The organism is Fusobacterium ulcerans (genome assembly GCF_003019675.1).
GTDB classification, from domain to species: domain Bacteria; phylum Fusobacteriota; class Fusobacteriia; order Fusobacteriales; family Fusobacteriaceae; genus Fusobacterium_A; species Fusobacterium_A ulcerans.
On record NZ_CP028105.1, the window covers coordinates 1,418,674 to 1,439,253 of the forward strand.

General features: G+C 31.6%; 19 protein-coding genes. 16 read left to right on the forward strand and 3 right to left on the reverse strand.

Translation table 11 applies throughout. The features are described 5' to 3' along the window. The first annotated feature begins 1 nt into the window (after position 1). From C4N20_RS06465 to C4N20_RS06490, 6 genes are all read left to right on the forward strand, one after another. Positions 2–697 (forward strand): cell division protein FtsQ/DivIB, encoded by a 696-nt coding sequence (locus C4N20_RS06465; protein ID WP_005982365.1) that lies wholly within the window; start codon positions 2–4, stop codon positions 695–697. After that, the gene (ftsA, locus tag C4N20_RS06470) at positions 687–1,988 is read left to right on the forward strand and encodes a cell division protein FtsA (RefSeq protein WP_005982367.1); all 1,302 of its coding nucleotides are present in this window, start codon (positions 687–689) and stop codon (positions 1,986–1,988) included. The genes C4N20_RS06465 and ftsA overlap by 11 nt, the downstream gene beginning before the upstream one ends. Before the next feature lie 30 nt (positions 1,989–2,018). Beyond that, a complete protein-coding gene (ftsZ, locus tag C4N20_RS06475) occupies positions 2,019–3,092 on the forward strand; it encodes a cell division protein FtsZ (protein ID WP_005982369.1) in 1,074 nt (357 codons plus the stop codon). A gap of 102 nt (positions 3,093–3,194) precedes the next feature. Continuing rightward, complete coding sequence (gene rpsF / locus C4N20_RS06480; protein WP_005982371.1) at positions 3,195–3,479, forward strand: 30S ribosomal protein S6; 285 nt, start codon at positions 3,195–3,197, stop codon at positions 3,477–3,479. 41 nt (positions 3,480–3,520) lie between these two features. Beyond that, positions 3,521–3,739: a 30S ribosomal protein S18 gene (gene rpsR / locus C4N20_RS06485; protein WP_005950253.1), complete on the forward strand. Its 219-nt coding sequence runs from the start codon at positions 3,521–3,523 to the stop codon at positions 3,737–3,739. Between the two features lie 200 nt (positions 3,740–3,939). Next, entirely contained in the window at positions 3,940–5,316 is a 1,377-nt protein-coding gene (locus tag C4N20_RS06490; RefSeq protein ID WP_005982373.1) for an ECF transporter S component, read from the forward strand. A gap of 51 nt (positions 5,317–5,367) precedes the next feature. On the opposite strand, the gene C4N20_RS06495 is transcribed toward C4N20_RS06490, so the two are convergent. Further along, positions 5,368–6,756: a sigma-54 interaction domain-containing protein gene (locus C4N20_RS06495; protein WP_005982375.1), complete on the reverse strand. Its 1,389-nt coding sequence runs from the start codon at positions 6,754–6,756 to the stop codon at positions 5,368–5,370. 210 nt (positions 6,757–6,966) lie between these two features. On the opposite strand from C4N20_RS06495, the gene C4N20_RS06500 reads away from it, so the two are divergent. Then, complete coding sequence (locus tag C4N20_RS06500) at positions 6,967–8,577, forward strand: amidohydrolase (protein WP_005982376.1); 1,611 nt, start codon at positions 6,967–6,969, stop codon at positions 8,575–8,577. A gap of 36 nt (positions 8,578–8,613) precedes the next feature. Beyond that, on the forward strand, positions 8,614–9,909 hold the full coding sequence (locus C4N20_RS06505) for a branched-chain amino acid transport system II carrier protein (RefSeq protein WP_005982378.1): 1,296 nt from the start codon (positions 8,614–8,616) through the stop codon (positions 9,907–9,909). A 133-nt stretch (positions 9,910–10,042) separates the two neighbouring features. Here the strand turns inward: C4N20_RS06505 and C4N20_RS06510 are convergent, their stop codons facing one another. After that, on the reverse strand, positions 10,043–10,903 hold the full coding sequence (locus C4N20_RS06510; RefSeq protein ID WP_005982380.1) for an AraC family transcriptional regulator: 861 nt from the start codon (positions 10,901–10,903) through the stop codon (positions 10,043–10,045). A 157-nt stretch (positions 10,904–11,060) separates the two neighbouring features. After that, positions 11,061–11,318, reverse strand: coding sequence for a 50S ribosomal protein L28 (rpmB, locus tag C4N20_RS06515; protein ID WP_005950264.1), 258 nt, complete (start codon positions 11,316–11,318; stop codon positions 11,061–11,063). A gap of 166 nt (positions 11,319–11,484) precedes the next feature. Between rpmB and C4N20_RS06520 the strand changes: the two genes are divergently transcribed. From C4N20_RS06520 to C4N20_RS06555, 8 genes are read left to right on the forward strand one after another with little or no spacing between them, the layout of a single operon-like run. Then, positions 11,485–13,821 (forward strand): endonuclease MutS2, encoded by a 2,337-nt coding sequence (locus C4N20_RS06520; RefSeq protein WP_005982382.1) that lies wholly within the window; start codon positions 11,485–11,487, stop codon positions 13,819–13,821. After that, entirely contained in the window at positions 13,797–14,498 is a 702-nt protein-coding gene (ispD, locus tag C4N20_RS06525) for a 2-C-methyl-D-erythritol 4-phosphate cytidylyltransferase (protein ID WP_005982384.1), read from the forward strand. The genes C4N20_RS06520 and ispD overlap by 25 nt, the downstream gene beginning before the upstream one ends. An 8-nt stretch (positions 14,499–14,506) precedes the next feature. Then, positions 14,507–15,337: a nitrilase-related carbon-nitrogen hydrolase gene (locus C4N20_RS06530; RefSeq protein WP_005982386.1), complete on the forward strand. Its 831-nt coding sequence runs from the start codon at positions 14,507–14,509 to the stop codon at positions 15,335–15,337. Positions 15,338–15,349: 12 nt separating this feature from the next. After that, positions 15,350–16,594 (forward strand): hypothetical protein, encoded by a 1,245-nt coding sequence (locus tag C4N20_RS06535; protein ID WP_005982388.1) that lies wholly within the window; start codon positions 15,350–15,352, stop codon positions 16,592–16,594. Next, on the forward strand, positions 16,591–18,012 hold the full coding sequence (cysS, locus tag C4N20_RS06540; protein WP_005982390.1) for a cysteine--tRNA ligase: 1,422 nt from the start codon (positions 16,591–16,593) through the stop codon (positions 18,010–18,012). Before C4N20_RS06535 ends, cysS begins: the two co-directional genes overlap by 4 nt. Further along, positions 18,000–18,383, forward strand: a complete 384-nt coding sequence (locus tag C4N20_RS06545; RefSeq protein ID WP_005982392.1) for a ribonuclease III domain-containing protein — start codon at positions 18,000–18,002, stop codon at positions 18,381–18,383. Before cysS ends, C4N20_RS06545 begins: the two co-directional genes overlap by 13 nt. Continuing rightward, positions 18,380–19,411 carry a rod shape-determining protein gene (gene mreB / locus C4N20_RS06550; RefSeq protein ID WP_005982395.1) on the forward strand — a complete coding sequence of 344 codons (1,032 nt, stop codon included), beginning with the start codon at positions 18,380–18,382 and terminating at the stop codon, positions 19,409–19,411. Before C4N20_RS06545 ends, mreB begins: the two co-directional genes overlap by 4 nt. Further along, positions 19,411–20,322, forward strand: a complete 912-nt coding sequence (locus C4N20_RS06555; protein ID WP_005982397.1) for an ATPase — start codon at positions 19,411–19,413, stop codon at positions 20,320–20,322. The genes mreB and C4N20_RS06555 overlap by 1 nt, the downstream gene beginning before the upstream one ends. The last annotated feature ends 258 nt before the right edge of the window (positions 20,323–20,580 follow it).

The following is a 20,580-nucleotide window of genomic DNA, read 5'->3' on the forward strand; positions in this document are numbered from 1 at the left end:
TTTGAAATTTATAATAAGACTTTTCACAATATTAGGAATAAGTTTTTTAGTTTTCTCTATTCCTTCAAAATTCTTAAAGCTGGATTTCTTTAAGATAAAGAGGGTTAATATAAAAGGAGAACCAAAATTATTATTAAGGGAATTGACAGAACTAGGGAAAACAACATATAATAAGAACATATGGGACTTAGATTTTAAGAGTATAGAAGATGCATTAAAAAAAGATGTCAGAGTAAAAGATGCCAGTATAAAAAATAATGCATTGGGAGAACTCACTATAAGTGTAGAAGAAAAAGAGCTATATTACTACGCCCAAATCAAGGATAAAATATATTTAGTGGATTCAGAAGGGATAGTCTTTGGAACTTTCAATGAAAAAGAAAAGAAGGATATTCCTCTTATTTCAGTAAATAAAGAAGAGGATATAAAAAGTCTGCTGAATGTTTTAGTCTTGATGGATGACTACATATTAAAAGAATTAGTGTCTCAAATCTACATAAAAGATAAAAATTGCATTGAAATAATCCTTGTAGATGGTACAATATTAAAAACCAATGAAGAGATAAAGAGAGAAAAATATAAGGTTGTAGAAACTTTATATTCGGAACTTATCAAAAGCAAAAAAGTAGAGTATATAGATTTGAGATTCAATGACTTTATAGTAAAAAGTTTGGGGGATAAAAGCGATGACAGATAATAAAGATAGTATAATAAAAACAGCAGTAGATATGGGAAATATGAAAATAAAAGCTGTCACTGGAGAATTATCTGCTGACGGTGAACATTTAAAAATATTAGGATATGTTGAAGTACCAAGTCGTGGGATAAAAAAGTCAGTTGTGGAAAATCCAGAAGAATTAAGTCACTGTCTAGCTTACGCGTTAGGACAGTTAAGAGAACAGACTGGTATCCCTATTGAAAAAGTATCTATAGGAATAAGTGGAGAAGCTATTAAATCAAGAACTACTAATGTAAGATATTCTTTTGATGAAAAAGAAATTGGTGAAAAAGAGGTAGATACACTGATAAGAATGGCTGAACATGAACTTCTTACAGGAAAAGAAAGAGTGCTAAAAAGAGAAATATACAATATCAGAGTAAATAATTCAGGGATAATCAAAAATCCAATAGGTGTTACTGGAAAAGAGATGCAGGGAGATGTCCATCTGATATATATAGACGAAGCAGAAGCGGAAAAACTAGTAGAAGTAGTGAATAGGATAGGACTGGAAGCAGAAAATGTCCTTTTAAATGCTTATGCATCTGCTAAAGCTTCTCTTGATGACGAAGATAGAAGAATGGGAGTTGCCTTGATTGATATTGGTGAAGGCTCAACAGATATAATTCTGTTTAAAAATGATAAACTCATCTATTCTAAATCACTTCCTTTAGGTGGAATGCACTATGTCAATGACATAAGTTATCTATTCCAGATATCTAAACAGGAAGCTTTTGAGATATTATCAAAATTGAAAGATAAAGATATACATGAAGAGCATATATTTTGTGGTGATACTAAAAAGGTATCAGTAGCAGATATAAAAAATATAATAGATGCAAGAACAGAAGATATAATCAGCTTTATTACTCAAACTATTGAGGAATCTGGATTTAACGGATACCTTGGAAAAGGTTTGGTTTTAACAGGAGGAGCCATTGTTATTGATGGTCTTCTTGAAAAAATAAATAAAAAAACAGGATATGTTGTGAGAAAGGTACTTCCTCATGCTTTTCGAGGTCTGGAGGATGTAGATGCCAGTATGGCTACAGTTATAGGAATCTTTAGTGAAATAATGGAAGAGGAATATAATAGAATGCAGTCAGGTTTTTATTCGCAGCAGAATGAATCTGAAGCCCCTTCAAAAAATACAATGGAAGAGACAGAAGAGGACGACTTGGATAAATTACTAGAAGATGATAAAGATAACAGCAAAAAGAAAAGTGGAACACTCAGCAGTATAAAAAACTGGTTTTCTAATTTTATTTAAATTCAGAATGAAATGATAAAAGGGGGTATTATGTTGATAGATCAAGATTTAGTTAAGATAAAGGTATTAGGAGCTGGAGGAGCTGGAGGAAATGCGATCAATGATATGATCGAATCTGGAGTAGGAGGAGTAGAATATATTGCGGCCAACACAGATGCTCAAGATTTAAATAAATCTCTGGCTGACATAAGAATCCAACTTGGAGAAAAATTAACAAGAGGACTTGGAGCTGGAGCTGATCCTGAAATAGGAAGACAGGCAGCAGAAGAGGATGTAGAGAAAATCAAAAATCTTTTAGAAGAAACAGATATGCTTTTCATAACAGCAGGAATGGGAGGAGGAACTGGAACAGGAGCTGCACCAGTAATTGCTAAAGTAGCAAAGGAGCTAGGAGTATTAACTGTAGCAGTTGTAACAAGACCATTCTCATTTGAAGGAAAGAAAAGAAAAAATAATGCTGATATAGGTGTTGAAAATCTTAAAAAGGCTGTAGATGCTTTAGTAATAATACCAAATGATAAGCTTTTTGAATTACCTGATAAAACAATAACTTTACAAAATGCATTTAAAGAAGCAAATAATATCCTAAAAATAGGTATCAGAGGGGTAGCAGACCTTATGATAGGTAATGGACTTATCAATCTGGACTTTGCTGATATTAAAGCAACAATGATGAATTCTGGTGTAGCTGTACTCGGATTCGGAGAAGGAGAAGGAGAAAACAGAGCTGTAAAAGCTACTGAGAAAGCTTTATTATCTCCATTACTTGAAAAATCTATACTGGGAGCAAGCAAAATACTTATTAATATAACTGGAGCACCAGATATAACTCTTATGGAAGCTCAGACTATTTCTGATATGATCAGAGATGCAGCTGGAAAAACTGCTGATGATGTTATGTTCGGACTTGTTATCGATCCAGAAGTTGGAGACAGAGTACAGGTTACTATTATAGCTAACAACTTTGTAAATGAGCAGGAAAAAAGTGAGCCGTTTATTAATGTTGATGCTAAAAAACCTGTAACAGTAGTTACTCCTGAAGAAGCAGATGTAAAGAGATCTGAACTTGATCTTCCACCTTGGATAAGAAGTTCTAAAAAATAATAAATAAATACTTGAAAAAATCATCAAAAGATGGTATAGTATTTAGTGCCCTGCTCAAAATCAACGTGTTTTGGGCTAAAACCATAGGGAGGAGGTTAAAAAATGAAAAAATATGAAATTATGTACATCATCAACCCAACAATTTTAGAAGAGGGTAGAGATGCAGTAGTTGAAAAAGTAACAGGAATTTTAACTGCCGCTGGAGCTACAGTAGCTAAAAGTGAAAAATGGGGAGAAAGAAAATTAGCTTATCCTATTGATAAGAAAAAAACTGGATTCTATGTACTAGCAACTTTTGATATTGATGGAACTCAATTATCAGCAGTTGAAGGAAAGCTTAACATTACTGAAGAAGTAATAAGATATATCATCGTTAAGCAAGACTAATTATTTTAGAATGTAGTTAAAATCAAGAGGAGGTTATAAAAATGGCAGAATTCAGAAGAAGAAGAGCTAAATTAAGAGTTAAAGCTGAAGAAATTGATTATAAAAATGTAGACCTTTTAAAAAGATTTGTATCTGATAAAGGAAAAATCAATCCTTCTAGAGTAACTGGAGCTAATGCTAAGTTACAAAGAAGAATAGCTAAAGCTATAAAAAGAGCTAGAAACATCGCTTTGATTCCTTATACAAGAATTGAAAAATAGTTTCTTATAGGCTGGACATTAAAAGTTCAGCCTTTTTTCTTTTTTTGAAAAACTTAAAAGAACTAAAAAATTCATTTTAAAGAATATTATTGCAAATTAATTATAGACTTTTAAATTTATATATGATAAACTTGGGTAACAACTAAAATAGAAAAATTAATCTTATTGTTGTATATTGTGGACAAAATGAGGTAATCAAAATGGGAAAGATGATGAGAAAAAAAGAGGATCCACTACACTGGTATAAATTTTTAGTAATAGCAGCAATAGAACTGCTTTTAGCATTTTCATCTTTTGGATATATTATTATAAAGCCTTTAGCTATAACTATGATGCCTATTCCTGTAATTATTGGAGCATTTTTCTTAGGTCCTTTAGAAGGAATGGCATTGGGAGGAATATTTGGGCTTACTAGTATGTGGAAGGCATCTATATCTGGAGTCTCATATGTTGACAGCATATTTTCTCCTTTTAATAGCGGAGCTCCATTTTCAAGTGTGATTCTCAGTGTAGGAACAAGAATGGCATTTGGGTTTTTAGCGGGTATTATATTCAAAAGTGTTGAATGGAGTAAATATAAGAAACTAGCAGTATCTGTAGCTGCTTTTTTAAGTGACATGGTACATTCTTTTTTGGTTTATACAGCTCTATATTTTCTTTTTCCAGAACTTGGATTCAGTCCTTTAAATACATTTGAAGACATGATTAAGTTAAACAGTATAGTAAATAGATTAGGGACTATACTGATAATTCTTGCTATTTATATAATAAGCACTAATAAGAAAGTAAAGGAATTTAAAAGGCAGATAGAGGTCATAGAAATATCTGAAAAAAAGGAAAAAAGTGGACGAATATTGATTGTTTTTGCAGGAGTAGTTACTGCTTTGGTTATGAGTCTTGGATATCATTTTTTTACTAGAATCAAGATACTTCTCCTTGAAGGGGGAATTGTTTTAGACTCACATTTATTAGGAGAATTTGTGCATATAGGATTGCAGTTCTTTATATCATCTATTTCCTTGATATTTTTAATAATGGTAGTATTAATATTTATAAGAAAATATTCTAATGAAATGGAATTGAAATCAGAGTTAGATATAATGACAGGGATATATAATAAAGGAACTGTTATTTCATACATAAAAGAAAAATTAAAAAAATCAGAGGTTGATTCTTCAGGATTTTTTATCATACTGGATATAGATTATTTTAAAATTATTAATGATAAATATGGGCATCTTTTTGGGGATACAGTATTGATAAAAGTAGCAGAAATTCTTATGAATTCTTTTAGAAAAAAAGGGATAGTAGGAAGATTTGGGGGAGATGAATTTTGTATTCTAACCTATGAACCTTTTTCTGTAGAATATTTAGAAGATAAAATAAATAAGTTGAGGCATCAGATAAATAAGATAGAAATCCCAGATAAAGAAGCAAGAAATATAACATGCAGTATAGGAATATCTCACTGGCAAGGGAATGAAAAAACTTTTGAGGAACTTTATCACGAAGCTGACACTGCTCTATATACAGTGAAAAATAAAGGAAGAGATGGATACGCTTTTTGGGAAGAATAATAATATATAAAATTAAGACCAACTGTGATTTTTAGTTGGTCTTTTCTTTTTTTAATAATGAATATATTTTTTTAAATCATATTTTTTAATTTTATGGTTGAGGAGTTGCCTTGATATTTTTAATGCATCAGCTAACTCTGAAAAAGAAGAAGTATTTTGAGAAGCTTCAATTATATAGCTTTTTTCAAAGTTTTCAATAGCAGTATTTAGAGACTCGTTTTCAGAGGACTTATAAATAGAATTATTACAGTAATTAGGTTTATTGTTAGCAGTTAAAATATAGTCAGGAACATCATCTAATTTAATAGTATTAGATGATGTAAAGTTAAATGCAGTTTCAATTACATTTTTCAGTTCTCTGACGTTTCCAGGCCATGGATATTTATAGAAAAGATCTAGAACATTTTTTGAAATATCTGAGATATTCATATTCATTTTTTTATTGTAGAATTCAATGAAAAACTGAGCTAGCTTTTCTATGTCATTTTTTCTTTCAGTTAAAGAAGGAGTCTTTATCTGAACACTGGACAATCTGTAAAAAAGGTCAGGACGGATTCTTTTTTCAGCAAGGCATGCTTCTGGAGTCTGATTGATTGCTGCAATTATTCTCACATCAACCTCTTTAGTTTCTATTCCTCCAATTCTTGTTATTTTTTTATCCTCTATTATTCTTAAAAGCTTTGCCTGCATATTGAGATTCATAGAATTAATCTCATCTAAAAAAATTGTTCCCCCATCTGCCATTTCAAAGATTCCAGGTCTGTTTATGGCATCAGTATAGCTTCCTTTTGTAGTTCCAAAAAGAATACTTTCCAGAAGATTGTCAGGAATAGCAGCACAGTTCTGAGAAATAAATATTTTGTTTTTTCTAGCACTGTTGCTGTGAATAGATTGAGCCACCATCTCTTTTCCAGTTCCAGTTTCTCCGTAAATAAATATATTTGAATTAGTTCTGGAAACTTTAGATATCTTCTTTTTTAAATTTATTATCTCTTCAGAAGCACCTATTATATCTTCAATTGAATAAAGTTCATTAGAACATGGAGCAAGTATATTTGAATGATTGGTAAAATTATTCTTTTTAAAATTGCTGACAAATCTTACTGTATTTACAGCTCCTATAATTTTTCCATCAGCAATAATGGGGATTGTACTGTCAACTATAGGTTCTTTTTTCCCATTGGCATAGACGATAATTTGCGTATTATTTAAAATAGTTTCTCCATATTTTACTGCTCTATAGAAAGTAGAAGTTTCTTGATCAATATTTGCAAAAATATCTAGAGGAGTTTTTCCAATAGCTGTTTTTACATCAACACTTCCAAGTCCAGAAGCAGAAAAGTATCGGCAGTACCTAACTATGAGATTTTCATCTACAACCATTATTCCATCAAAAGAATTATCTATCGTTTTTATTAAATCAATATAGCTTTCGATCATTTTAATCCCTCCTTGAATTACTTTAACATATTCAAAATAGATTTGTAAAATATTTTTTACAAGCTTATAAAAAATTTTATGATTTCTTAAATAGATTGAAAAAGGAATAAAGATAAAAGTTATATATTTTAGAGGAAATTGGTACATGGGGGAATTTTGGCACAAAACTTGCTTTTAATTAGAGCAATGAAATTTAAGGAGGGGAACAAAATGACTTTAGATACGTTATTATATAATGGGGAGTTTCATTCAATGGATGATACCAACTCTATTTATGAAGCAATGGGAATAAAAGATGGGAAGATATCTTTTATTGGAAAAGATAAGGAAGCTGGAGAGATAGAAGCAAAAGAAAAAATAGATATGAAAGGTAAATTAGTTCTTCCAGGGTTTGTGGATACCCATCTTCATGCTATGGATTATGCAGAAACAAAAAAATTTATAAGGCTCAATGGTTCAAATTCGGTAGATGAAGTTATTAAGAGAGGGAAAGAACATTATAGTAAGCATGGGCTATATAAAGGATGGTTAATAGGTTGGGGATGGAATCAAGCAGACTTTGAAGATGGAAATGAGTTTATTTATAAAAAGGATTTAGATAAAATATCTACAGATTATCCAATAATTTTAGTGAGAGTATGTGGCCATGTTGCAGTGACAAATTCAAAGGCCATGGAATTGATAATTAAAAATGGAGTTCCAGAAGAAGATATGGAATATATAGATACAGAAAAAGGAATATTGAGAGAATCAGCAGTAACAATCTACAGAAAAATTTTAGAAAAACCGACTGTTGAAAATATTAAAGATATGATTCTTACAGTACAGGAAGATTTTTTGAAAGAGGGAATAACACAAGTACATAGTGCTGACTACTTCTCAGCAGTTCCAGAAGAAGATTGGGAAAAAGTAATAATAGCATATACAGAACTTGAAAAAGCAGGAAAATTAAAAGTAAGAACTTATGAACAATGTATGTTTTTTGTTTATGAAAATTTTGAAGAATTTATAGATAAAGGGTATAGAACAGGGCAAGGTGGAGAATATTTTAAAATCGGACCTTTGAAAGTTATATCAGATGGGTCACTAGGAGCTAGAACAGCATATATGAATGAGCCATATAGTGATGACCCAAGTACTCGTGGAATACAGGTTTTAGATGAAAAACAATTGAGAAAATTCTTTACAAAAGCTAAAGAAAAAAATATGCAGGTAGCAGTACATGGTATAGGAGATGGAGCTATTGAAATAGCAGCAGATATTTTGAATGAAGTAAATAAAGACGATCTTTCTAATCCTATGAGAAACGGAATAGTGCATGCTCAAATTACAAATGAAAGAATATTAGACAAAATGGTAAAAGGAAATATAACTGCCTATATACAGCCAGTTTTTATAGAAGATGATATGGAAGTAGCAGAAGTAAGACTTGGAAAGGAAAGAGTAGCTACATCATATGTCTGGAAAACAATGCTGGATAAGGGAATTCATATATCAGGGGGATCAGATTCTCCAGTTGTAAGCTTTAGTATTATGGAAAATATATATTTTGCAGTAACAAGCAAAAATAAAAAAGGACTTCCAAAAGAGGGATGGATGCCAGCTCAAAGATTGAGTATAGATGAAGCAGTAAGATTATTTACAATAAATGCTGCATATCAGTCTTTTGAAGAAAATATTAAAGGTACACTAGAAATTGGAAAGTATGCAGATATAGTAGGATTAGAAAAAAATATTTATAATATTCCAAAAGATGAGATAAAAGATGTAAAAATTTCTTTCACAATGGTCAATGGAGAAACTGTATATAAAAAAGATTAAATTACAAAATAAATAAAAAGAGGAGAGGAAAAATTTATGGACAGTAAAGTGATTAAGAAAGGAATTATTGTAGGGTTTGCTCTTTTTTCAACTTTTTTCGGAGCAGGGAATCTAATATTTCCTCCTGGAATAGGAGCAGCAAGTGGAACACAATGGGTAGCAGGAGCTTTGGGGTTATTTTGTTCAGGAATACTGCTTCCAGTAATTGCTGTAATTGCAGTAAATAACTCAGGGGGAGATGTTAAAAATATTTTGAATCCCGTTACCCCTTGGTTTTATAACTTTTTTTATCTGATAATGGTATTGATACTAGCTACTACTTCAACTATGCCTAAATTAGCAGCTACAACACATGAAATGGGAGTTCGTGCCCTGACAGATAAAGTTCCAATGCCAGTAACAATACTAATATTCTTTCTGATTATATTTTTTATATCAAAAGATGCTAGTTCAGTAGTAGATAAAATTGGGAAATATCTTACGCCAGTACTTTTAGTTGCATTGTTAATAATAGTTGCAGCAGCAGTGATTACTCCAATAGGAGCACCAGTTCCTACAGGAATAGAAAAACCATTTGTTGGAGCTCTCATAACAGGATACAATACTGGAGATCTGACTTTAGGCTTGATGTGTGCCTCACTGTTTTTTAATGCCTTGAGAGATGGAGAGATAAAGAAAAGTCAGATAAATGCAGGAATATATATTACAGCTTTAGTAGCTATAATAGGTCTTACAATTATCTATGTGGGGTTGTTGTATTTAGGAGCAACAGGGAATGAATATGTAACAACAGATATGTCTATGGCAACAATGTTGATAATATTAGTAGAACAGCTTCTTGGAAAAATTGGTTCAGGAGTTCTGGCAATTATTGTTATGCTTGCATGTATTACTACTGGAGTAGGAATAGCAACTATTGGTGCAGAATTTGTAGAGGAATTTACAAAGGGAAGAATAAAATATACAACATGGCTGATAGTTGTATGCATATTAGGAGGGTGCCTGGGGATTCTTGGAGTTAATAGAATAGTTGGGTATGCATCATTTATGTTTGCAGTAATTTATCCAATATGTATAGTGCTGACTTTCTTAGGGCTGATAAAGAAATTTCTTCTAAATGATGGTCCTTTTAAAGGTGGAGTTTTAATGGCTTTTCTCTTTAGTTTAATGGAGACTTTAGTGAATGCAGGGTTAAATATTTCTATATTTAAAATAATTTTAAGTAAAATGCCTTTAGCTGAATATGGCTTTTCATGGCTAGTTCCATCAATAGTAGGAATGATAATAGGAGCTTTTATAATAAAGACAAAAGTTCCAGACGTAATTGAATAAAAAATGTAAGGGAAATTTAGATTATTCAAAAGTAATATTTTTAGTAAGATATAAATTAACTTCTAGTTAAAACAAAATGAGAATAGTAGAAGGGACAATGACTTCACTATTCTCATTTCTTTATGCCATATATCTATTTTCTCTCAACAGGTATCCATAGTTCACAAAATATATTTTCATTATTTTCATAATAATATTCTAAATCAGCCTGTTCAGTCATTTTGTAAGGAGAAGTGGGCAGGAATTCACTAAATATCCTTTCCCACATATCAGCTATACATTGGCCATCATTTCCAACGCACTTAAAAACAGCCCACATAGATGGTTTTACTGTCCATATTTCAAAATTTTCTACATTGTTGTGAATATCAGTGCTTTTTACTCCAATTCCATATTTAAAGCTATCAGATTCTTTAGATACAGGAAGGCATAAGCCATATATTCCACTATCAACAGAATTTTTTTTCAATGTTTCTATAGTTCCATTTTTAAAAGATTTAGTCCAGAAATCAGAAACTTCTCGATTCCCCTTTTCATTTATTATCTCATTCAGAAAACTTTTAGATGCAGTTAAAAATTTCATAGAACCTTTTTCTTCAATTTTGTAATCCATAATTTTACCCCCTTCAACTTTTACTTTAATAGAAAAACGAGAGAATTTTTTTAGAGATGTTCCAGACTTCTTGGCATCACTTGGATTAAATCCATGAAATCGGCTAAAAGCTTTTGAAAAACTTTCTGGAGTTTCATAGCCATATTTAAATGCAATATCTATGATTTTAGCATTGGACATAGAAAGTTCTTCTCCAGCCATAGACAATCTTCTCTTACGAATATATTCATTTGCTGTCATTCCTGCAAGTAGAGCAAAAGTCCTATGAAAATGAAAATTAGAAAAACCAATTCGTTTTGCTACATCATTGTAATCAATTGATTCAAGAAGATTATCTTCTATATAATCAATAGCATTCTGCATATAAAATATCCAATCCATAACATCCCACCTCTCAGTTAAAGTATATCTTAAAAGTAAAATAAATTCCTGTTCATTGTTGTTGTCATTTGTCAGGGTAAAAAAAGATATAAAAAAAAGACATGCTTTTTTCAAGCTGTCTTTTTTTATTAAAGGTATCCCATTGTTAAGATTAAGACTATTTGCTCAAGAATTTAGCAAGTCTAGCACTTAAAGTAGAAGCATTAGCTTTTAAAATATTCATAACTTCAACTTCACTGGCACCTCTTAAAGTTTTTAAAGTTCTTGAACAAACTTTAACTTTAACTGGAGATCCGTTTACAACGATAGTAGTAACTTGTAAGTTTGGTTTCCATACTCTTCTAGTAAGTCTATGAGAGTGAGAAATTTGGTTACCACTGATAATTCCAGTTCCTGTGATTTCACATCTTTGCATCTTTGTCACCTCTTTCCTGATTGCAATTGAACACACAATTGCAAATAATTGTATCATTAAATAAAGAAAATATCAAGTTTTTTTTAAATTTCTTCAACTTTCTTTAAGAAAAATAGAGATTTGTGATATAATAAAATGAACGTAAATATATAACAAGGTGGTAAAAATGAATAGACATAGTTATACAGTTTTGGAATTTGATAAGCTAAGAGAAGAAATTTCAAATTATAGTGCTATAGAAGAGAACCATTATAAAATATTGGGGCTTGAACCTTTCAAAGACTTCAGCTCTTTAAATAGAGAACTTGATGTGTTGAGAGATTTTACAGATTTTTTGAAATTTGATGGGGGATTAGAAACTGCTGGAATGAAAGATATTTGCAAGCTGACAAAGAAATCACAGCTGATAGGGACATATCTGGATGTAGAAGATTTGTGGGATATCAATCATAACCTAAGACTTTTCAGAGTATTTAAAAACAGATTGGAAGATTTAAATAAATACAAAGATTTAAGAGATAAATTTAATGATGTTCCTATTTTGAGAGGAATAGAAGATATTATAAACAAGGCTATTGATAATAACAAAGAGATAAAAGATGATGCTTCTCTTGACTTGAGAGATATCAGAATACATAAGAAGACTCTCGCTATGAATATCAAGAGAAAATTTGATGAACTTTTTAATGAACCTCAGTTTGCTAAAGTATTTCAGGAAAAGATAATTACTGAAAGAGATGGAAGAAGTGTAGTTCCTGTAAAAGCAGATTTCAAAGGGCAGATAAAAGGTATCGAACATGACAGATCATCAAGTGGGCAGACAGTATTTATTGAGCCATTATCAATAGTTGCTTTGAATAATAAAAACAGAGAATTGGAGATAAAAGAAAAAGAAGAGATAAGAAAAATACTTCTTAGAATAACTGACTATATAAGAAACAGCAAAGATGATATAGACAGAGTTGGGGAAGCAGTTATCACACTGGACATACTTAATGCAAGAGCCATGTATGGGATAGAGAAAAAATGTGTAGTTCCTAATATCAATAATAGAGAGATACTGACACTGGTAGACGCGAGACATCCCTTTATACCAGTTTCCTCAGTTGTTCCTCTTACATTTGAAATAGGAAAAGATTATAACACTCTCCTTATAACAGGGCCAAATACAGGAGGAAAGACTGTTGCACTAAAAACAGCTGGGCTTCTTACATTGATGGCATTGAGCGGAATACCTATTCCTGCTCATGAACATTCAAGTATTGGATTTTTTACAGGAGTTTATGCTGATATAGGAGATGAGCAAAGCATTGAACAGTCTCTGTCTTCATTCTCAGCTCACTTAAAAAATGTTCAGGAAATACTTGAAAATGTAACTAGAGCTTCTCTTGTATTATTAGATGAATTAGGATCAGGAACAGACCCTGCTGAAGGGTCAGCTTTTGCTATGGCAGTTATAGATTATCTGAAAGATAAAAAATGTAAATCAATAATAACTACTCACTATAGTGAAGTAAAAGCTCATGGATATAATGAAGAGGGAATAGAAACAGCATCAATGGAATTTAATGTTGAAACTCTTTCTCCTACTTACAGACTATTGATAGGGATACCTGGAGAAAGTAATGCTCTTACTATTGCCAGAAGACTTGGAGTATCTGAAGAGGTAATCAACAAGGCAAAGAGCTACATAAGTGATGACAATAAAAAAATAGAGAAAATGATAAGCAATATCAAGGATAAAGCAGATGAACTCGATATAATGAAAAGACAAGTAGAGTTCTTGAAAGAAGCTGCCCAAAGAGATAAAGAAGCCTTTGAGGAGAAACTTAGAGTTCTGGAAAAGGAAAAAAATGATATCTTGAAGGAAGCTTATGAAAAAGCAGACAGAATGATGAAAGAGATGCAGTCTAAGGCAGCAGCTCTAGTTGAGAAGATACAAAAAGAAGATAATAAAAAAGAAGATATTAAGAATGTTCAGAAAAGTCTAAATATGCTTAGATCGGCTTTACAGGATGATAAAACTAAAACTGTTGCAGAAAAACCAAAAGTTGCAAGAAAAGTTGATTTTAAAGTGGGAGAAAGATTGTTTGTAAACAGTCTTAACCAGTTTGCAAATGTATTAAAGATAAATCTTTCTAAAGAAACAGTACAGGTACAGGCAGGAATATTAAAGCTGGAAGTATCTTTAGACGATGTGAAAGTAGTTGAAGAGAAAAAACAGAAAGTATATAATTCATTCTCTCATAAGAAAACAGCTGTAAGAAGTGAAATAGATTTGAGAGGGAAAATGGTGGATGAAGCAGTTTATGAACTGGAGACTTATCTGGACAGAGCTGTTATGAATTCATATAATGAAGTTTATGTGATACACGGAAAGGGTACTGGAGCACTTAGAGAGGGAATACTTAACTACCTGAAAAAATGTCCTTATGTAAAAGAATATAGAATAGGAGGACATGGAGAGGGAGGATTAGGATGTACAGTAGTGACTCTGAAATAAAAAAGAAGAAAATAACGCTAATATTGGCAGCAGCTGGAATAGGAAAAAGAATGGGGCTGGATTATCCAAAACAGTTCTTTGAGCATAATGGGAAGCCTCTGTTTATTTTTCCCTTAGAGACAGCAGAAAATTCTTCTTTGATAGATGAAATAATTATTGTAACTAATGAAAATAATATTGACTTAGTGAAAAAACAATGTAATAAATATAATATAAAAAAAGTTAGGAAAATTCTTGCAGGAGGAAAAGAGAGACAAGACTCTATTTATAACGCTCTGAAAGAAGATGAGGGGAGCACATACATACTAGTACAGGATGGAGTGAGACCTTTTATGAAGGAAAAATATATAAAAATGACTTGTGAAGCGCTGGATAATGATAAAACTCTTGCTGGAGCAGTGATAGGAGTACCTGTAAAGGATACTATAAAAGTAGTGGGAATAGATGGAGAAATACTTGCTACTCCAAACAGAGCAGGGCTTGTAGCTGTTCATACACCTCAGACATTCAGAGGAGATATATTAAAGGAAGCGTATAAAAAAGCAGAGGCAGAAAAATTTCTTGGAACAGATGATTCTTCTCTTGTAGAAAGAGCAGGAGAAAAGGTAAAAATAATTACAGGAGATTATGATAATATAAAGATAACTACATTAGAAGATTTGTTATCTCTTAAATAGGGGGAGTTATGAATATTCGTATAGAACAAATGAAGCCTGTATTAGGAAGTACAGAGCAGAACTTATTGAAAATGGTAGAGTCAATAGAAAAGGGAATAGAAGCTGGAGATGATATCATAGTATTTCCTGAACTGGCATTAAATGGATATATGCTGGAAGATATAGTCTTTGAAACAGCTATGAGAGATGTTCCAGAAATACTGTTGGAGAAAAGTAAAGAGATAAGTATAATATTTGGTATGGCAGAGTTGGGAGAAGAGGAATATCCATATAATACAGCTTATTATCTGGAAGATGAAAAAGTTATACACAAACATAGAAAAGTTTATCTTCCTGACTATGGTATGTTTTCTGAAGGAAGATATTTTGCAGCTGGAGAAAAAATAAGGGCATTTGATACAAAGTTTGGAAGAATGGGAATGCTTATATGCGAAGATGCATGGCATCAGTCAGCTCACTACATTCTTGCACAAGATGGAGCTAAGTATATATTCTCAATAGCTAATGCACCAGCAAAGCTTGGAGTAAATAAAGCTTCTGTATCAGCTACATGGAAAGCTTTGTTAAAGAGCAGTTCCATATCTAATGGGGTATTTAATATAATGACAAATAGAACAGGAGTAGAAGATGGGATAACATTCTTTGGAAATTCTGTTGTAATAGATCCTACTGGAGAGGTTGTAAAAGAAGCAGGGTATTTTAATGAGGAAACTTTATGTTGCTGTATTAATCCATGCTGTATAAGGAGAGCAAGAACAAGTGCTCCAGTATTCAAAGCTGAAAAACTTGATCTGACTATTAGAGAGTTAAAAAGAATACAAAAAAATAGATTTGAGTAAGGAGAAAAGCTTATGAAAAAAAGATATATACTGCTTTTTGTTATAATTGTTTTTGTCGGTTTTCTAGCGGGATATAGATTTGGATATAAAGTATCTCCAAGAGATTTTATAGGGGAAGATACAAAGATAATATATGCAAATGAAGGTATAGCAGATAAGGATTTTAAAGAGGTAATGCCTTTGATAAATGCAGCTGGAAAAGAAGCTGACTATAAGAAATTTGAAGAAACAAAAAAATATATTTCGAAAATATATGCTTTTTCTGATTCGGATTTCTATAATAAGGATATAAAAAGTGCAGTAGTTGTAGATACAGGATACTGGTATTTCTTTATATTAAAAGACAGTGTAAAATACTTTGATAAAGATGGAGAATTTTACAGACTAAAAAGCAAATATATGGAAAAATATGGATTAAAAAGAGATATATACATGTGTTTCCATAGAGGTTTAATAATTTTTTCTGAAAATAAATCAGTTTTGAAAAAAATAATTAACAAAAAAGGGACTTATAATGCTAAAATAGAAAATATAATAGATGAAACAAGAGATAATCTTCTAGGAACTCTTATATATAATAATGTGAAAACTAAAGATCTTGGAATTGAAGCTGTATCTCTTACAGGAACTATAGATAAAGATGTAGTAAAATTACAGGGGAAAATTATTGGAGATAAGGATGTATTTGCTGCATTCAATGATCAGCCAGAAGAGAGAAAGCTATTGAAATACACTGGAAAAAATACTATATATCTTTCAATGAAGGATTTTTCAAAGCTGGAAAAACTTGTATTTAACTCATATACTCTTGGAAATAATAAAGATTTAATACTGGCTATGTGGCAGGGATTTATTGGAACAAAACCGTCAGATCTTCTTAAAGAGATAGATGGAGAGATAATAGCTGACACTAATAATGCAACTATGATGATACCATTGAAAAATGCTGAAAAAGTAAAAAAAGCTTTAAGTATGTTCAAGACAGAAGATGGATATAGAATTTCAAACAGAGCAAGGTTGTTTTTTAAAGATGAAAATACACTTGTTTATGGAAAGGATAGTTTTGTAGAAAATCCTCATCCAGCAGTGTTGGTAAGAGGACAATTCCTATATGGGTCTCTGGATATTTACAGCAATTTTGGTATAGAGGAATTACAGGGAACAGATTTGAATATAGCAGGAATTGGTAATGAAGTAACTTTTGAAGCAGAAATTAATTCTAAAAATATAGAAAGACTATTAAGGAGGGTAAAATGATAAAGATATATAACACGCTTAGTGGAAAAGTTGATGAATTCAAACCTGTAAGAGAAGGGGAAGTGTCAATGTATGTCTGCGGGCCTACAGTATATAACTATATTCATATTGGAAATGCCAGACCAGCTATTTTCTTTGATACAGTAAGAAGATATTTTGAATATAGAGGATACAAAGTAAAGTATGTACAAAACTTTACTGACGTAGATGATAAAATGATAAGAAGAGCTAATGAAGAGGGAGTTTCTCTTAAAGATATAGCTGAAAAATATATAAAAGCATATTTTGAGGATACTTCAAAAGTAAACCTTAAAGAAGCTGGAATGATAAGACCTAAAGCGACTGAACATATTGGAGATATGATAGAAATAATCCAAAACCTTATAGAAAAAGGATATGCTTATGAAGCAGAGGGAGATGTATACTTCAATGTAGAGAAATACAAAGATGGATATGGAGCTCTTTCTAAACAAAATGTAGATGATCTTAAAAGCGGTGCAAGAATAGAAGTTGCAGATATAAAAAAATCACCTGTGGATTTTGCTCTTTGGAAAGCTGCAAAAGAGGGAGAGCCAAGTTGGGAATCGCCTTGGGGAAAAGGGAGACCAGGATGGCATATAGAATGTTCAGCAATGTCTCATAGATATTTAGGAGACACTTTTGATATACATGGTGGAGGACAGGATTTAATATTCCCACATCATGAAAATGAAATAGCACAATCTAAATGTTCTTGTGGAGGAGAATTTGCAAGATACTGGATGCACAATGGATACATCAATATCAATGGAGAAAAAATGTCTAAGTCAGGAACATTTATGCTTCTTAGACAAGTATTGGATCAATTTGAAGGAAGAGTAATAAGATTATTCATACTTGGAGCTCATTACAGAAAACCTATGGATTTCTCTAACTATGAATTAAATCAAGCTAAGTCATCACTGGAAAGAATAGAAAATGCTTTATTAAGAGCTAAAGATGCACTGGCAGCAGATACAAAAGAGGATGGAGCAGACTGCGCTGAGCTGGCAGAAGTACTAAAATCTTCAAGTGAAAAATTTGTAACTGCTATGGATGATGACTTTAATACTGCACAAGGGCTTGGAGCTATATTTGAACTTATTAAAGAATTAAACAAAGCTCTTGAGGAAGATAAACTAAGTGCAAAAGGAAAAGAAACTGTAAAAGAAACTGTGGACTATGTAGTTAATATAATGCAGGAAGTTTTAGGAGTTATACTTAAACTTGATAATGAAGTTGGAAATCTAACTTCAGAGCTTGTTGAATTTATTCTTGAATTAAGAAGAGAAGCAAGAGCTGACAAGAACTGGGCTATGTCTGACAAAATCAGAGACAGATTGGCAGAGATAGGTATAAAAATCAAGGATGGAAAGGATACAACTACATGGAGCATGTAGATTTGAAGGAAACAAGTGGAGTAGTATTGGCATACCTTGGAGATGCTGTCTGGGAACTCTGTATAAGAAAATATTGGATAAGTAAAGGACTGAATCTCCAGAACCTCAATAAAAGAGTTAAGGAGTGTGTCAATGCCAAAAGACAGAGTGTATTATACAAGGAGATAGTTCCTCTATTAGAGGAAAAATATCAGATGCTGGGAAACAGGGCAAAAAATGGAAATATAAAGACATTTCCTAAATCATGCTCAGTTTTGGAATATAAAGAAGCAACAGCTTTTGAAGCACTTATAGCTGGATTTTATGTTGATGGAAGAGAAGATTTGATTGAATTAGCAATAAAAAAATGTATAGAGGGTGAAAAGCGATGAGATTATTCCCAAGTTTTAGATTGAATAGAAGTATAGGAATCGATTTAGGAACGGCAAATACACTGGTTTATAGTAAAAAACATAAGAAAATAGTTCTAAATGAACCATCAGTAGTGGCGGTAGAAAGAGAAAGTAGAAAAGTATTGGCAGTAGGAAATGAAGCCAAAGAAATGCTTGGAAAAACTCCAGATACAATTGTAGCTGTAAAACCACTTAGTGAGGGAGTTATAGCTGACTATGATATTACTGAAGCTATGATAAAATATTTTATTAAAAAGGTTTTTGGGTCATATAATTTTATTATGCCTGAAATTATGATATGTGTTCCTATTGATGTAACAGGGGTAGAAAAAAGAGCTGTATTGGAAGCTGCTATATCTGCTGGAGCAAAGAGAGCATATCTTATAGAAGAAGCAAGAGCAGCAGCTCTTGGATCAGGGCTTGATATAGCTGTGCCTGAAGGAAATATGATAATAGATATCGGAGGAGGGTCTACTGACGTAGCTGTCATCTCTCTGGGTGGAACAGTAGTAAGTAAAACTATAAGAACTGCTGGAAATAACTTTGATAATGATATCATTAAATATGTAAAGAAAACTCATAATCTTCTTATAGGAGATAAGACAGCTGAAGAAATAAAAATAAGAATAGGAACAGCATTGCCTTTAGAGGAAGAGGAAAAAATGACTATAAAAGGTAGAGACCTAATAATTGGACTTCCTAAAACAGTGGAGATAACTTCTGAAGAAGTAAGAGAAGCTATAAATGATTCTCTTATGGAAGTTGTAGATTGTGTAAAATATGTTCTTGAAAGAACTCCACCTGAACTTGCAGCTGATATAGTTGATAAGGGAATAGTTATGGCTGGAGGAGGTTCTCTTATTAGAAACTTCCCAGAAATGATAGCTAAATATACTAACCTAAATGTAAAATTAGCTGAAAATCCTCTTGAAAGTGTAGTAAAAGGGGCTGGACTGGCTCTTGATCAGTTAAATATCCTTAGAAAGATAGAGAAGGCTGAAAGATAATGATAAAAGATATCGTTTCTAATGAAGAGGTTAAAACTTTTTTTAGAAATGAACTTAAAGCAGAAAAAAAATCAGGAACATATCTTTTTTATGGAAGCGATTCAGAACAACTTATGGAGTTTGCTCTTTATTTTACCAAAGGACTATGTTGTGAAACTTTGGAAGGAGATTTTTGTGATACATGCAGTGTATGCAGAAAGATAGATAAGCTTATCTACAGTGATTTGGAAGTGCTTGATGATTCAAGTGGAATAAAAGTAGATGCTGTAAGAGAGCTTGCATATAAGTCTTCATCCAGTTCTTATGAAGGCGGAAGAAAGATATTCATACTGAAAGATATACAGAAAATGAAAAAAGAGGCAGGAAACTCTCTTTTAAAACTTATAGAGGAACCTAATGAAGGAAGTTTTTTTATTCTTCTCAGCAGTAGCTTAAATATACTTCCTACAATTAAATCAAGAAGTATATTGGTGAAGATAAAGAAGAGAAATGCACAAGAATTAAATGTAGATGACTTTACATATTCATTTTATATGGGAAACAGTGAAGATATTAAGGGATTTAAAGATTCTGAACTAGATTTAAATAAATCAGAATTTTATGGAAATATAGGGAATTTTCTTAAAAAATATACTGAAACTAAAGAATTGGAATATAAAACTGGAATATATAAGTGCATAAGGGATTTTATTAAAGGAAAATACTATATATCACCTCAGGAAAAGATATTTTTTGTAGAGGAGATAACGAGAGGAACTTCCGACAAAGAGATTTATCGAAAAATAATAGAGTATACTATCTATGTATTAGGAGATATGAAAGGTCTGGAAGAGAGACTTACTTTAAAAGGAATGTTAAGATATCCAATCAACATGAAGCTTGTGCTTTTGGAATTATTTTTAAAAATTTAAAAATTAAAATTATTTTTATGACTTTTCATTAAAATGGAATTGATAAAAAAATAGAATTTTAAAAAGACTCTGGCATTGAAATTAAATTGTTGGAGTCTTTTTTCATTGTAAAATATTTATTTTTTGTACTAAAAAGTTTAGAATACTAAAATAATTTTTTGATAATTTTATCAGAAAAACTGAAAAGAAAATACTTTGTATAGATATCTATTTTCATTCTAAGGCAAAAGTGATATAATCAAAATATCTACTAAATAA

Bases quoted from the DNA above. Each gene is read 5' to 3' on its own strand.
- rpsR (WP_005950253.1), top strand. From the start codon at position 3,521: ATGGCAGAATTCAGAAGAAGAAGAGCTAAATTAAGAGTTAAAGCTGAA.
- C4N20_RS06500 (WP_005982376.1), top strand. From the start codon at position 6,967: ATGACTTTAGATACGTTATTATATAATGGGGAGTTTCATTCAATGGAT.
- C4N20_RS06505 (WP_005982378.1), top strand. From the start codon at position 8,614: ATGGACAGTAAAGTGATTAAGAAAGGAATTATTGTAGGGTTTGCTCTT.
- C4N20_RS06520 (WP_005982382.1), top strand. From the start codon at position 11,485: ATGAATAGACATAGTTATACAGTTTTGGAATTTGATAAGCTAAGAGAA.
- ftsZ (WP_005982369.1), top strand. From the start codon at position 2,019: ATGTTGATAGATCAAGATTTAGTTAAGATAAAGGTATTAGGAGCTGGA.
- C4N20_RS06495 (WP_005982375.1), bottom strand. From the start codon at position 6,756: ATGATCGAAAGCTATATTGATTTAATAAAAACGATAGATAATTCTTTT.
- ispD (WP_005982384.1), top strand. From the start codon at position 13,797: ATGTACAGTAGTGACTCTGAAATAAAAAAGAAGAAAATAACGCTAATA.
- C4N20_RS06510 (WP_005982380.1), bottom strand. From the start codon at position 10,903: ATGGATTGGATATTTTATATGCAGAATGCTATTGATTATATAGAAGAT.
- C4N20_RS06530 (WP_005982386.1), top strand. From the start codon at position 14,507: ATGAATATTCGTATAGAACAAATGAAGCCTGTATTAGGAAGTACAGAG.
- rpmB (WP_005950264.1), bottom strand. From the start codon at position 11,318: ATGCAAAGATGTGAAATCACAGGAACTGGAATTATCAGTGGTAACCAA.
- C4N20_RS06535 (WP_005982388.1), top strand. From the start codon at position 15,350: ATGAAAAAAAGATATATACTGCTTTTTGTTATAATTGTTTTTGTCGGT.
- C4N20_RS06490 (WP_005982373.1), top strand. From the start codon at position 3,940: ATGGGAAAGATGATGAGAAAAAAAGAGGATCCACTACACTGGTATAAA.
- C4N20_RS06545 (WP_005982392.1), top strand. From the start codon at position 18,000: ATGGAGCATGTAGATTTGAAGGAAACAAGTGGAGTAGTATTGGCATAC.
- rpsF (WP_005982371.1), top strand. From the start codon at position 3,195: ATGAAAAAATATGAAATTATGTACATCATCAACCCAACAATTTTAGAA.
- mreB (WP_005982395.1), top strand. From the start codon at position 18,380: ATGAGATTATTCCCAAGTTTTAGATTGAATAGAAGTATAGGAATCGAT.
- ftsA (WP_005982367.1), top strand. From the start codon at position 687: ATGACAGATAATAAAGATAGTATAATAAAAACAGCAGTAGATATGGGA.
- cysS (WP_005982390.1), top strand. From the start codon at position 16,591: ATGATAAAGATATATAACACGCTTAGTGGAAAAGTTGATGAATTCAAA.
- C4N20_RS06555 (WP_005982397.1), top strand. From the start codon at position 19,411: ATGATAAAAGATATCGTTTCTAATGAAGAGGTTAAAACTTTTTTTAGA.